The following is a 13,944-nucleotide window of genomic DNA, read 5'->3' as shown; positions in this document are numbered from 1 at the left end:
AGTTTAGAAGTCGGATTCATGCCCACCCCTCCCTTATGGCTTGCAGTCTTCACGAATCGTGTCTCTGAGCATTTGCATGCTCTGGATATGCTCGCGCCGATTGGCTGCCACTACTATCAAGACAAAGACTGCTGGGAAGTCACCGTCTTCTGTTCGTCGACCGAAATCGTCGGCGGAGAACTGGACGGCGAACTGACCTACTCACGCTTCTCAGTCGATGTCCAGGCAGTGATCGCAGAGTTCGAATCCGTCGAAGGCATCGAATGGCAGAATGAACCCACGGGCAACGATGACGATCTGGGAGCACATCTCGGCATCGTCGGCATATCCAATCAACACCGCATCTGGCTACGCATACTGTCAAAGCCACCCAAAGGCATCAGAAGCGGTCGCGTCGCTCACCTGCAAAGCCAGGAATTCATCGAACTCTGGTAGCAACCACAATTCTCTTAGGCGAGCGGGGGGTGTCAACCCCCTGTCTTATTCCGCACGACATAACCTGAATCGAGCCCACTCAAACAGTCCGCATCCTTCCACGGAACCACGGACGGCTCACTCCGCTCAACCCTACTCCCGCTCCATAATCGATTCATACGCAAGATCCGTCGCCCCTCGATAGCGGACCTTCGGGGCATACACGATCCCCTCCTCATTTTGCTCGATCATATGCGCCGCCCACCCCGTCAGACGACCAATCGCCGCCAGAGGAGCAGCCAGATCCAGAGGCAACCGCAGGTGGTGCATTAAGCGGAAGTAAGTCCAGTCCAGACAGGGACGCTGACGTTTGACAGAGTAGATCTTCCGTTCCATCTCTTCGGCTGCTTCTTCAATCTCAACCGTATCCGCTTCGATCGCAACCTTCTCACAGATCGAGCGCAGCAGACGCTCCCTCGGGTCGAAGTCGACATAATCCGTCACCCCAAAACCTGGCAGCTGAGTCTTGCCAGCCAGAAGAATTCGTTCGACACGGGCATGCATGTCATCAATTTTGCTGAAGCTGCCATACGTTTGACCAATCCGCTCCACCATCCCGCCCGCATGATGCCCCTGGAAACAGGACATCGCAGAGAGTATGCCCGCAAACAGATCGCCCCCATTCGAGACAGCCATGCGGGCAGACAGCGCACTCGCATCAAAGTTACTCGCAGCCGTGATCATCAGCAGAATCTCGAGAGCCCGTTCCGACAGCAGCGAAGGGTCATTCCCCGTCAGGATGCGATACAGCGCCCCTGCATAACTGAAGCTGTCAAAGTCCGTCTGATAATCATCAGGCACATTGCCACGAATGCGCGCCGCAATCAGCAATGGCAACTGAGCCAGCAGACGCACCGTCTGCGAAGTCATCGCATGCGTCGTCGTCTCGTGCAGCTGCGGATCATGATGACCAATGATGCCAATACCCGTCCGCATGACATCCAGCAGACTGACGTGCATCGGCAAATCAGCGAGCTTAGAAAGCAGTTCAGGATCAATCAGCGATTCATCCGTCAGGATCGCATGAAAGTCCGCGAGTTCTTCCAGATTCGGAAGATCCCCTTTCAGCAGCAGATAGACGACCTCGGGAAACGAAGCATCAATGACCAGATCGCTGAGCTTATACCCGCGATACAGAATCCGCCCATCGTTGGTCGCGATATTCGTTTCGCCGACGCAAATGCCGGCCAGACCTGGGTAGTAGAGTTCCAGTCCCATGACTCAATTCCATTCGAGTGGGTGGAGGATGAAATATTTTCGCGGTCGCTGTCGATCGTTGAGTGATCGTCAACATGCTTCCTTGTCGGCTCAAGTATGAAGAGCGATCAAAAGGGTTGCAATGGAATTCGGTCAAGAAAGACGAATGAGAGACGAACACACCCCCTGGAGGGCAAGGCTCCACCCCAATCGATGCAGTCCCCTGTGTGCCACGGCTGTGTCAGCCGTGTAATGGACGACCATTGCGCGAAGGCACGGCTGACACAGCCGTGGCACACAGATCAACTCTCAGTTTCTTTTATCGACATCCTTACTTCCTGACGTCGTAGGCAAACAACTTGTCCTGATCGCGAATGTAAAGAACCCCATCCGAGACAACCGGGTGAGGCCAGGTCGGACGACCACTCGACGTCGGCTGCTCGAACTGACCCTTTTCGACATACGCCTTCGGACTCGCTTCGACGAGCGCAATCGGCCCCTTCTCACTCCGAAGAATCAGATGACCATCAGCGAACGTCAACGCTCCCTTCCCCACACTTCTGCTCTTCCACATCGACTTCCCCGTCGCAACTTCCAGACACGTCAAAATCCCCGGATCGCTGCTTCCATACAGGTAGTCACCTTCGATCACCATGTCCCCGTGATGGTTCTCCATGTCTTTGGTTTTGTAGACCTCATTCGCGCTGATCTTCGCTCCCTGCTTCTTGAAGCTGAGGAGCGCCCCGCCCGTCCCATATCCGGACGCAAAGAAAACGCTCGTCTTATAAAGCAAAGGCGACGAACAGTTCGCAGTCCCGTTCGACGCAGCCCCATTCCCCCACAGAGGCTGACCCGATTTCGAGTTCACACCCACAACACCCTGACTCGTAAAGGTAATGTATTGCGGCACCCCCTGCAGATTCGTAAACAGCGGCGACGCATACCCCGCCTGTGGATCACCAGGAATTTGAGAGGTCCACTTTTGAGACCCATCCTCAAGACTCAACGCAACCATCGACCCCTTGGACCCGCCCGGAGTCGCGATCACCACTCCCTCATGCACCAGAGGCGATTCCGACAGCCCCCAGATAATATTGTTGCCCTGATAGCGCTCGAGAATATTGACGCTCCAAATGACCGAACCATCGTCAGCCTTCAGGCAGACAAGCTGCCCCTGTGGATCAAGCGCCACAATTCGCTCAGGCTTTCCACCTCGCCCCGTAACAATCGTCGGCGTCGATCGCGGACCATTCCCCTGACCCTCTTGATACTTCGGAGCAATCGGCCTCTTCCACAAGATTTGACCATCGCGGGCATTCAAAGCAATGACAACATCCTTATCCCCCTCAGTCCCCATCGTCGTCATGAAGTCGCCGACGCGGGTGACCGTCGAGTACCCTTCTCCAAGTCCCTCCGCAGTCCACAGCAGCTTCGGCCCACCCTCAGGCCAGACTTGCAGCAAGCCGGTTTCCTCCGACTTGTTATCCCGATTCGGCCCCCCAAACTGAGCCCAGTCAGCAGCAGACAGAGGAGCAGCAAAAAGCCCCAGACAGACAACAAACGCAGCCACAACCGAAGACCCGCGACGCATGGAGACCTCCTTAAAGAAATGTCTCCTCAGGCTACACATCGAAAGTCGTCGCCGCTAGATCAACACCAACAGATGAATCCAATTCGCGCCCACCAAACCATTCGCCCCGTAGGGTCCGCTGTGCGGACCGTCAATCCGCATACAATACCCAATGCCCACGAAAGATTTCGTGACTCCCCCGGGAGGGCGAGGCTCCGCCCGAGCCGCTGTCCCGCGTTGCAACCTCACACCGATTGATAAAGTTCAAACGGTGCACAGGAAACAAAACCAACAGCCGCCACAAAGCCCACCCCGCGCAAGACACCGAATAAAGACCGTCCGGCCAAGCCCCAATACCCAAGCCCTATCTCGCCTTCCAACTCCAGTGACAACACTGGCACGAGTATTCAGCGTTCATGCTCGAAGACGTCGTCATACTGCGATACGCAGACGACGTGCGACGTCGATAAGTTTCCAGAGGCAGAATCTGCGCGCTGTGGCATTGCGGGCAGGACTGGTTCGCTTTCATCTGGCGAGCCCGTTGCAGCAGGGCGTCCTGAAAGTTGATGGTCTGAGGCTCGTAATACGAGTCAAACGAGAGAATGACAGGTTCGTCGTAGGTCTGGTCGAATTCGGGCTGATAAACAGCTAGTTGACTCATCCTTGAGTACTCCTGACTGAAGACTTCGTGTCTGAAGAAGTGCGCTTCGTAGCCGCAACATCACCTCGGAATCCCTCCCTCGGCTAGCATGGTTGTAACTTTGACACAACAGGAAATCAAGCCACGTTCTTTTCCAACAGCCATGTTGCGTAACTTCTTCATCATTTACTATGCAAACAGAAGTTTTTCACACGACCAGCGAACAGGCGTAAGATAGAGAGTTTCATGTCGAAGACGATCTCACTGGTTATCGGTTTAGCAGTCACCGCCCTCTTCCTCTGGCTGGCCTTCCGCGGCGTCGACTTCGCGGACCTCGGCTCCCAACTCGCCAAAGCCGATTACCGCACCCTCCCTCTCTACCTGCTGGCCCTCGCCACCTTCTTCGTCCTCAAAGCCTACCGCTGGACCCTCCTGCTGAAGACCTTTGGCAAATACACAATCCCCCAGGTCATGCCCGCCCTCATGATCGGCTTCATGGGCAACAACATTCTCCCCGCGCACCTCGGCGAGTTCATGCGCGTCTTCGTCTTCGCCCGCGACTACAAAAAGTCCTACACCGCCATCCTCAGCAACCTGATCCTCGAACGCATCTTCGACGTCGTCACTATTTTGGCCGTGTTAATCATCGGATTGATGTTCGTACCAGAGCTGTTTGAGGTCACAGAAATTCGAGTGGGAGCGATCCTCGTTTGCATCGCAGCAGCAGCCATCCTGATCGGCACCTTTATCTTCGTCATCTGGAACGACCAGACGATCCATGTCATCAAACGCCTTCTTACTGCAATGCCGACGTTCATTCCCCATGGAATCGCCGAGAAGATTATTCACCTCATGCAGGAAGCCCAACTCGGCCTCAAATCCCTCCACGACCCCTGGCTCACGATCCAGATCGCAGCCGTCTCCATCGTCCACTGGATGGTCATGACCGCCATGTTCTTCCTCTCCCTCTGGAGCTTCGGCATCGAAGTCACCATCCCTACAGCGCTACTCCTCATGTCCGTGACCGCCCTCGGCGTCATCATCCCCGCCGCCCCCGGCTTCTTCGGCACGATCCAGCTCGCCTTCCTGCTTGTCCTCACCCCCATCCTGCATCTCAACGAACAGCCCGCCCTGAAGTCCGCCGTCGTCGGCGCATCGATCTATTACCACCTCGCCCAATACATCCCCGTCACCCTCATCGGCCTCTATTACCTCCACAAAGTCGGCCTCTCCCTGACAAAGGTTGCCAGTGAAATTGATCATGTGCAGCACGAGACCCTCGACAACGACCCCGATCCCGCCGTTCTATCAAATTAAGCCATGCAAATGATTTGATTCCCGATTTGAATCGCTTACCTTGAAGTCGACCTGCCACTCTTCTTCAAGGAACAAAAACATGCTGCGCTTCGCGATCCTCGCCTGCCTCTGCCTCCTAGCGACCCTCCCCGCTTCCGCCCAGACAACCAAATCCCCCGCCGAACTCAAAGCCATCATCCCCGCCCAGCTCAACGCCACCAAGCCCGACTACGTCGTCTTCGTCCCCGAAGTCACCGAAAACGGCACCAGCGACACCGGCAACGAACACTTCCTCGTCTTCGACGGCCCCGATGGCTCCCTCATGGCCGTCTGGACCCAAAGCTCCGTCGAAAACTACTCCGCCGACATGCCCGCCGACCAGCACATCACCTTCTCCACCAGCCACGACGAAGGTAAAACCTGGGCCAAACCCCAGATCATCGCCGGTCCTCGCAAAGCCGGCGACGGTCGCATGGCCAGCTGGGCCTACCCCCTCGTCAGCAAGAAGGGACGCATCTACGTCCTCTACAGCCAGCACATCGGCAAGCACGACACCTTCTTCCACCACACCGGCTGGATCCACGGCGTCTACAGCGACGACAACGGCAAAACCTGGTCACAACCCCAAAACGTCCCCGTTGCCCGCAGCATCAACGATAACCCCGATCCCGAAATGCCACCCAACATGCTCTGCTGGCAGAAACCGATCCGCCTCGGCAAAGACGACAAATACATCGCCGGCTTCACCCGCTGGACCAGCTACGCCGTCCGTAAACCCGCCACCAAATCCTGGATGTCCGCCGACGCCCGCGTCGAGTTCATGCGCTTCGAAAACGTCGATGACAACGTCGACCCCAAAGACCTGAAAATCTCCTGGATGGCCAGCAACGAAAACGCCCTCGCCGTCCCCTACCCAGGCCACCCAGAAAACAGCGCCTGCCAGGAACCAACCATCGTCAAGCTCCCCGACGGCCGACTCTTCTGCGTCATGCGAACCGCCTCCGGCAGCCCCTTCTACAGCATCAGCCAAGACCAGGGCGATACCTGGTCACCCACCAAACCACTCCTCAACAAAGACGGCGGCCACCCACTCCCTCACCCCCTCTCCCCATGCCCCATGTACGACGTCGGCGGCAACACCGCAGGCAGCGGCACCTACGCCCTCTTCATCCACAACCACGACGGCCACTACAAAGGCTTCGGCCCCGACGACTCCAGCAACCACCGACGCCCCATCTACCTCGTCACCGGCCACTATCAAGCAGACGCCGAACAACCCGTCTGGTTCGACGAACCCACCTTCTTCTTCGACCACGACGGCACCTCCCTCGGCAAACCCGGCACCAAAGGCCGAACCGACCTCGCCCTCTACTCCAGCTTCACCAACCGCAACAACAACCCCGTCCTCTGGTACCCCGAACGAAAATTCTTCCTCCTGGGCAAAAAACTCCCCCACTAACCCCTCCTAGGCGAGCAGGGGGCGCAAGCCCCCTCCCCCCCCCTTTCCTCTCCTCGAAGGAGAGGATGTCACGAGTCCCCGAGTGACAGGTGAGGTCCCGTCCCCTTTGACTTCCACCCCACCACTCCGCTACCGTAAACAAACCACCACTCCCCGCCCCGTCACCCGGATTCAGCAATGAACCAACCCTACAAACTCACCACTTCCCACCAACACCAGACCTTCGCCCGCACCAACCGCAAAAACCCCACACTCCCCGAACACAAACTCTGGCAACTCCTCCGCGGCTCAAAACTCCACAACCTCAAATTCCGCCGACAAGCCACCATCGCCCCTTACATCGTCGACTTCGCCTGCCTCTCAAAAAACCTCATCATCGAACTCGACGGCCAGTCCCACGACAACAACGGCGCCGACGACAAACAACGCCAACAAGCCCTCGAATCCAAAGGCTACAAAGTCCTCCGCTTCTCCAACGACGACGCCCTCAACCACCCCGATCTGATCCTCGAAGCCATCCTAAAAGTCACCTCCCCCTAATAACTCCTCTCCTCGAAGGAGAGGATGTCACGAGTCTTCGAGTGACAGGTGAGGTCCCGCCCCCCACTCCCCCATCAAAAAAGAATATCACAAGTCCCCAAACGACGAATGAAATCCCCCCTCCTCTCCTCGAAGGAGAGGATGTCACGAGTCCCCGAGTGACAGGTGAGGTCCCGCCCCCATCTCCCCTCCTCAAAGAAAAGAACACCACACCACCCAAACAACAGGCGAGGTCCCCCCTCCTCTCCTCGAAGGAGAGGATGTCACGAGTCTTCGAGTGACAGGTGAGGTCCCGTCTCTCCCCACTATCCATTTGCACAACCCACCTCTCATGCATACACTACAATCACCACAACCCAATCCCCCATGACGGGCCCACCTCATGACCACCCCAGAAACCCGCTACTGCCCCCATTGCCACCACCCCGTCACCGCCCCCGCCGACCGCTTCCAAAAGCCGGCCCGCTGCCCCAAATGCTCCCAGGTCAACCTCTTCCTCCTCCCACGCGAACCCCTCGAACCCCTCCTCCCGAAACCTCCCCTCTCCCTCAACGAATACATCCACCGCGCCCTCCTCCTCGGCTGCTGCTTCCTCGCCGTCATCACCCTGGCCCTCCTCACCAGCAGCAAGAACAACGTCCTCGTCATCTTCCTCTCCATGTCCTCGCTCGTCTCCTCGATCCTCCTGTTCCTCTTCACCTCCCATAGCATCGAAGCCGTCAAACGCTCCCAGTCTCTCAAAACCGAACACGACAACCTCCGACTCAACTACCAGCGAGCCCTCGCCACCAACCGACTCCACGAAAAGAAATTCGACGACATCCTCGAGCAAGACCGCGTTAAGCTCCGCAAAGCCTACGACGACCTCAAAGACGAAGCCAACGAAAAGATCCGCCTCTACAACCAACGCGAAGCCACCATCAGTTCCCTCGGCAAGAAACTCCTCGACGAGACCGTTAAATTCGTCGCCGCCAAACTCACCCCCAACAACTACCCCACCCGCTCCAAAGACCTCTCCAAAACCATCGACTTCTGCCGCAAACACGAATTCACCATCCCCTCCAAAGAAGAAAAACGCCTCCTCAACGATCTCAACGAAGAGTTCAAACGCGTCGTCGCTAGAGACATCGAGAAACAGGAACAGGCCCGCATCAAAGCCCAGATCCGCGAAGAACAACGTGCCGAACGCGAAATCCAGCGCGAACTCGAACGCATCGAAAACGAAAAACGAGCCATCCAGCGCGCCCTCGAAGAAGCCCTCAAATACCACGACGCCGCCCACCAGGCCGAAGTCGACATCCTCACCCAGAAACTCCAGGAAGCCGAACTCAAATCACAACGCACCATCTCCATGGCCCAGCTCACCAAATCCGGCCACGTCTACGTCATCTCCAACCTCGGCTGCTTCGGCGAACGCGTCTTTAAGATCGGCATGACCCGTCGCCTGGAGCCAATCGACCGCATCTGCGAACTCGGCGACGCCTCCGTCCCTTTCCCCTTCGACGTCCACATGATGATCTCCTGCGACAACGCCCCCGCCCTCGAAAACGCCCTTCACAAAGCCCTCCACCTCAAACGCATGAACCGCATCAACCTCCGCAAAGAATTCTTCCGCTGCTCCATCGAAGACATCGCCCGCATCGTCAAACAACACCACGGCGATATCGAATACACCGCCAACCACGAAGCCCTCGAATACTTCCAGTCCCTAGAAATGACCGACGAAGAATTCGCCCGCCTCACCAACAACCAACCACCCATCCCCGTCTTCGATGAAGAGGAGGAAGAAGCCTGCGAACCCACACTTTCTTAGGCAAGGTTAATTCTTAAAACCCATCAAACACCTAACCACTTGCACAGGCACCTGCTTAACAGTATCCTGCCACACCATTGAGCAAGTTGAATACAACACCTTAGGAATTGCCCGAGATACACATTTCCAGATTTGGCAAATTAGAATGACGAGCCATTCACAACACGATCGGTTCCAACGAAGTTGGTTTCGCCTCATCTCAAAGAATTTTTACCTTGAAAAAAGGCGTCAGGATTTTCAAACGTGGGTTGGAAAAATTTTCGAACTGGCTTACCCCGGAGATTATTTGGTAATTCGCCTGACTCAAGGCGATGGAGGTCTTGATGGAATTCTTCTTAACCAGAACGCTGTTGTTGCTGTTTACGCACCACGGGATGCAACAAACACAAGCAAGAAGCTCGAATCAAAAATCAAATCAGATTTTGAAAAGGCAAAACAGACACTAAAGCAGCACAATGCCGACATGAAGAAATTCATCTTCGTTCACAACGACGAGGGACTAACAAAAGAGGTCGGCACATTCCTGCTTTCGCTTCGCCAACAATATTCTGATATCACGACTGAGGTATGGACTTTTGAAAGGCTCTGGAAGTTAATTGACCAACTCAAAGAAGACGATCTTCGGGAATTGTTAGGCGTCGACGCACCAACAAAAGAATTGATGGATCATCTCGAAATGCCTGCGATTCGCGAGGTGGTCGAATACCTTGTATCTGTTAAACGAGATATTCCAGCAATTGCAGATATGACGATTCCTGCACCACAAAAACTCGAATACAATAGTATTGACGACGACTACAAGCACTTGCTCCTTGGGGGACGATCGAAGCATTACTTAGTCCAGAAGTTTTTCGATGGCGTTACCGATCCGACTCTTGGCGAAAGCATTGCTGAAGGATTTCGCGTGAAGTACTTGGCTTGTCGCGAGTCAGGTATGTCACCAGACGATATTTTTGAAGTAATGTGGAATCTTGCTGGCGGGAACCATTTTACGACACCTCTCCAACTTGCTGGAGTAACTGCAGTTTTATCTCACTTTTTTTCTTCCTGCGATATCTTCGAAAACGTCCCAGAATCCGAACAATGATTTTACCAACCAAACATTTACCGATCGATCGCTCGTTGATCGCTGTCGGCGCAGACATCATACAATTACTGGATGAACCGAAATCGGTCTCCAGGATTTGGCTGGATCTCCAAGAGCATGAATCCAATCAAGAATTGCGACTATCATTCGATTGGTTCACATTGGCTTTAGTCATGTTGTACTCAATTGGAGCAATCGAACAAAAAGGCAATCGTTTGTGTCGCCGCGGAGCGCAACTGTGATTCAAGAAATTTCATCCACACTCGCAACTTTTAAGCAGTTGAAGTTTCACACTGGGCTGAATCTCGTTGTGGCTGAAAAAAGCAAAAACGCAACAAACCGACAAACGAGAAATGGATCTGGCAAATCAAGTTTGATCCACATCGTTCATTTTTTGCTAGGTGCGAAATGCGAAAAGGGGTCGATCTTTCTTTGTGAAGAATTGGTCGACGAGGAATTCACTCTTATTTTTGATTTAGCAGGCAAAAAGACCTCGGCTAGCCGTACAGGCGTCAACAAAAACCAGATCATTGTTGACGGAGACTTTTCTGAGTGGCCAGTTCAACCCAAACTCAATAAAGAAACCGGCAATTATACTGTCAATAACGAATCTTGGAGATCGATTTTAGCCAACCTTATGTTTTCGCTCTCTCTTAATATCGACACATACGGTCCAACTTTTCGATCACTTATAGCTTACTTCATTAGAAGAGAGTCTAGCGGAGCATTCCAAGAAGCACAAAAACAATCTACGAAGCAGCAAAACTGGGACATGCAAGTCAATCTTTCATATCTGTTTAGTTTAGACTGGTCTATATCGCAAGAATTGCAGCTTGTACGCTTAAAAGAAAAGTCTCTTGAAATCCTGAAGAGGGAATCCAAGAGTGGTGCACTAGGATCTCTTGTAGGAAACATTGGAGAACTTCGAACAAAGCTAGCTGTTGCAGAAAAAGAAACAGGAAAACTAAAGGACCAGATTTCACAGTTTCAAGTCTTACCAGAGTATCATACTCTTGAATCTGAAGCATCAAAGCTTGCAGTCCTGATTTCAGACCTCACAAGCGACAACACTCTCGATCAAGAGAGAATTGAAGCCCTCTCAAATCAGCTCAAGGTGGAACAAGCCCCTTCTGATCAACAAATACTGGAAATGTACGCTGAAATCGGCATTATCTTACCTGAATTAGTTGTCAAGCAGCTAGACGACGTACGTAGATTCCACGCGGCAATTATTCGAAATCGAAGATTTCACCTTGAAGGTGAAATCGATACAGCGAGACGCGCAATTGATCAGCGCAAACGGCAACTTGAGAAATTAGACACTCGACGACAAGAAATAATGTGGACACTTTCTAGCCATGGAGCATTAGACCAGTATTCACGACTTCAAGAAGAGCTTTCCAGACAACAGGCAATTGTTGAAGAACTCAGAAAAAAAGTAGATCTAGCAAAGCAGCTGGACTCCCAAGAAACCGAACTAACCATCAGTAGAGCGCAAATCAAGAAAAGGCTCACCGCTGAACTAGAGGATAAGTCAGACATACTTAATGAACTTGTTATTATTTTCGAGGAATTTTCGCGGCAGATTTCTGACCACGAAGGAAGCCTAGTAATTGATCCGAAAGATAACGGCCCTGACTTTTCAGTCATCGTTGAAGGAAAGGAGAGCAAAGGCATCAGAAACATGCAAATATTTTGCTTCGATTTGACCCTTGCAGTTATTTGGTCGAAGCACAAAACGAACCCAGGATTCCTAATGCATGACAGCCACCTGTTCGACGGAATGGACAGTCGCCAAGTCGCAAAGGCCATCGAAATCGGCGCAGAGCAATCCCGAAAGCATAATTTCCAATACATTGTATGCATTAACTCCGACCAGCTAAAAGCCGCCGAGTTCAGCAAGAGTTTTAATCCCGATCAGTACAGAAACCCTGTGACAATCACTGACGCAACCGAAGATGGCGGCATATTTGGAATGCGGATCCGAAACTGATCCGACCAGCGAGGGTTAACGGCGGGATGGCATACTTTTTGTGTGACGGGGCAACATGTTTTGCGCGACATGCTTCTAGCTCTGGAGAAGCATGCGAATTCACCACCGATATCTGCCGCCAATCACGCCTCTCAACATCGAGTTGAGGGAATGACGGCGTCAGCCTTCGCACCCGAAACCACATGCTTTTCAAAGCCGGCAGAGTGGGCTAAGGCCTTGCGCCACACACTATCAACGCTGCCGAACCGCTGACCTCACTCTCCCTTCTCCGCATAAAACTTCAACACCCCACACTCCGGACACCGATACCCCGTCACCGGAATCCAACCCGTCGTCGGCACTTCAATCCAACGCTTCCGACCAACACGCATCCCAAAAAACGTCATCTCCCGCGCCGCACCTGGGTACCAGCCACTCCGCATCCAGCCTCCGGGCGCAAAGTCCGGCACATACCCAATCTCCATCCCCACCCCACAATCCAAACAAACCTTCTCACTCACCCCAACACCTCCTCAACTAAAAAACAAAAACGCCACCCCCACCCAAACGCCACCCCACCCCAAAAAGCTCAAAAAATCCCCCGTTTCCCTCCCAACTCCGTGCCCTCCGTGCCTCTGTGGTTCAACCCTTCCCCATCTCTCCCCCCTCATGACTCACGACTCACAACTATTCCCCCCCTCCCTGACCTCCGCCCACCCCCGCGCCCTCTGCGTTCCAACTCCCTTCCACCTCTCCACCGAATTACGAATTCCGAATTTCGAATTCCGAGCCCCAGCCCCACTCACCAGCAAAATCCCCGCCACCACCAGCAGCGACCCCGCCAGAAACGCCCCATCCAACGGCTCCCCCAACACCAGCACCCCCGACGTCACCCCGAACAGCGGCGTCATAAATGACAACACCCCCAACCGCGATGCCAGGTACGTCCGCAGCAGCGCGAACCACGCCAGATAACTGACGACAGCTACAACCAGCGACTGATACCCCACACTCAAAACCAGCGCCGGACTCAAGACAACCTCCGCCTGCCCCAGCACAACCGCGCCGCCACACGCCAGCAAAAACGCCCCCATCAACTGGTAGAGCAGGGTGACACTCGCCGGCGCATCCGATAACCGCGAACCCCGAATGACAACCGTCGTCGCCCCCCAGGCCGCCCCCGCCATCACGCCCAGAAGATCACCAAAGAGCGCAAAATCCCCCGCGCCAGCCCCACCGCGAAACGCAAACGACACCACAACCCCCGCAAACGCCACCAGAATCCCACCCCATTGCACCGCCGAAAGCCGCTCTTCTCGCATCCCCACATGCAACCCGAGCGCCGCAAAGATCGGCGCCGTGTAAAGAAAAATCGCCATGTGCGAAGCACTCGTATGACGCAGCCCCACCCCCACAAACACAAACTCAATCCCAAACAACGCACCCACCACCAGCCCCGGCTTCCACGTCCCCGCGCGGAACCACCCCAGCTCATTTCTCATCATCGCGACAATAGCAACAATCGCCGCCGCGATCCCCGACCGAATCCCCACTTGCAACAGCGGACTCATCTCCTCCGCAACCAGCTTGATCGCCACCTGCTGCGTCCCCCAGATCGCACACAACACCAACATCATCGAAGCAGCAAAAGAATCCACCGGCCGGCGCGAGCTCATGTCATCATCCCCAAAAAGAAAGTTATGACGCAATAATATCTCGCAACACCCGAGTTGAGTGCTCTATTATCAGGGTCATTCAGCAACCTTCACTCACGACAACCGGACTTCACGCAATGTTCGCTCGCCCCCTCGACGACCAGGACCTCGACATCCTCCGCTTGCTTCAGAAAGACGCCTCCGTTCCCCAGCGGAAAATCGCAGAACAAGTCAGCCTCTC

Annotated in this window: 14 protein-coding genes (1 of these 14 only partly in view); 9 read left to right on the top strand and 5 right to left on the bottom strand. The window is 54.2% G+C overall.

Annotated elements, in window-relative coordinates; all coding sequences use genetic code 11:
• Positions 1 to 18: 18 nt before the first annotated feature.
• Entirely contained in the window at positions 19 to 435 is a 417-nt protein-coding gene (locus SH248x_RS19825) for a hypothetical protein (RefSeq protein ID WP_459556058.1), read from the top strand.
• A 132-nt stretch (positions 436 to 567) separates the two neighbouring features.
• Here the strand turns inward: SH248x_RS19825 and SH248x_RS19820 are convergent, their stop codons facing one another.
• From SH248x_RS19820 to SH248x_RS19810, 3 genes are all read right to left on the bottom strand, one after another.
• Entirely contained in the window at positions 568 to 1,692 is a 1,125-nt protein-coding gene (locus SH248x_RS19820; RefSeq protein ID WP_459556057.1) for a citrate/2-methylcitrate synthase, read from the bottom strand.
• 310 nt (positions 1,693 to 2,002) lie between these two features.
• Positions 2,003 to 3,262 carry a PQQ-like beta-propeller repeat protein gene (locus SH248x_RS19815; protein WP_459556056.1) on the bottom strand — a complete coding sequence of 420 codons (1,260 nt, stop codon included), beginning with the start codon at positions 3,260 to 3,262 and terminating at the stop codon, positions 2,003 to 2,005.
• 343 nt (positions 3,263 to 3,605) lie between these two features.
• Positions 3,606 to 3,902, bottom strand: coding sequence for a hypothetical protein (locus SH248x_RS19810; RefSeq protein ID WP_459556055.1), 297 nt, complete (start codon positions 3,900 to 3,902; stop codon positions 3,606 to 3,608).
• Between the two features lie 225 nt (positions 3,903 to 4,127).
• Here SH248x_RS19810 and SH248x_RS19805 point away from each other — a divergent pair, with 225 nt between their 5' ends.
• From SH248x_RS19805 to SH248x_RS19775, 7 genes are all read left to right on the top strand, one after another.
• Complete coding sequence (locus SH248x_RS19805; protein WP_459556054.1) at positions 4,128 to 5,198, top strand: lysylphosphatidylglycerol synthase transmembrane domain-containing protein; 1,071 nt, start codon at positions 4,128 to 4,130, stop codon at positions 5,196 to 5,198.
• Positions 5,199 to 5,277: 79 nt separating this feature from the next.
• A complete protein-coding gene (locus SH248x_RS19800) occupies positions 5,278 to 6,636 on the top strand; it encodes a sialidase family protein (RefSeq protein ID WP_459556053.1) in 1,359 nt (452 codons plus the stop codon).
• A 177-nt stretch (positions 6,637 to 6,813) separates the two neighbouring features.
• Positions 6,814 to 7,176 carry an endonuclease domain-containing protein gene (locus tag SH248x_RS19795; RefSeq protein WP_459556052.1) on the top strand — a complete coding sequence of 121 codons (363 nt, stop codon included), beginning with the start codon at positions 6,814 to 6,816 and terminating at the stop codon, positions 7,174 to 7,176.
• Positions 7,177 to 7,558: 382 nt separating this feature from the next.
• Positions 7,559 to 8,989, top strand: a complete 1,431-nt coding sequence (locus SH248x_RS19790; protein WP_459556051.1) for a GIY-YIG nuclease family protein — start codon at positions 7,559 to 7,561, stop codon at positions 8,987 to 8,989.
• 145 nt (positions 8,990 to 9,134) lie between these two features.
• Positions 9,135 to 10,076, top strand: a complete 942-nt coding sequence (locus tag SH248x_RS19785; protein WP_459556050.1) for an ABC-three component system protein — start codon at positions 9,135 to 9,137, stop codon at positions 10,074 to 10,076.
• Positions 10,073 to 10,318 (top strand): ABC-three component system middle component 6, encoded by a 246-nt coding sequence (locus SH248x_RS19780; RefSeq protein ID WP_459556049.1) that lies wholly within the window; start codon positions 10,073 to 10,075, stop codon positions 10,316 to 10,318. The genes SH248x_RS19785 and SH248x_RS19780 overlap by 4 nt, the downstream gene beginning before the upstream one ends.
• Positions 10,315 to 12,069, top strand: coding sequence for an ABC-three component system protein (locus SH248x_RS19775; RefSeq protein WP_459556048.1), 1,755 nt, complete (start codon positions 10,315 to 10,317; stop codon positions 12,067 to 12,069). The genes SH248x_RS19780 and SH248x_RS19775 overlap by 4 nt, the downstream gene beginning before the upstream one ends.
• A 254-nt stretch (positions 12,070 to 12,323) precedes the next feature.
• On the opposite strand, the gene SH248x_RS19770 is transcribed toward SH248x_RS19775, so the two are convergent.
• Together SH248x_RS19770 and SH248x_RS19765 are read right to left on the bottom strand one after the other, a co-directional pair.
• Complete coding sequence (locus SH248x_RS19770; protein ID WP_459556047.1) at positions 12,324 to 12,569, bottom strand: hypothetical protein; 246 nt, start codon at positions 12,567 to 12,569, stop codon at positions 12,324 to 12,326.
• 153 nt (positions 12,570 to 12,722) lie between these two features.
• Entirely contained in the window at positions 12,723 to 13,724 is a 1,002-nt protein-coding gene (locus SH248x_RS19765; protein WP_459556046.1) for a DMT family transporter, read from the bottom strand.
• Positions 13,725 to 13,840: 116 nt separating this feature from the next.
• On the opposite strand from SH248x_RS19765, the gene SH248x_RS19760 reads away from it, so the two are divergent.
• Positions 13,841 to 13,944, top strand: partial view of an Lrp/AsnC family transcriptional regulator gene (locus SH248x_RS19760; RefSeq protein WP_459556045.1) — the 5' end (the start) only. 364 nt of this gene lie beyond the right edge of the window; only the first 104 of its 468 coding nucleotides appear in the window; it begins with the start codon at positions 13,841 to 13,843; its stop codon lies beyond the right edge, outside the window.

Origin of the sequence: Lacunimicrobium album (assembly GCF_052161635.1) — a bacterium.
Classification (GTDB): domain Bacteria; phylum Planctomycetota; class Planctomycetia; order Planctomycetales; family Planctomycetaceae; genus SXPC01.
This window is presented reverse-complemented; position numbering and strand designations above follow the sequence as displayed.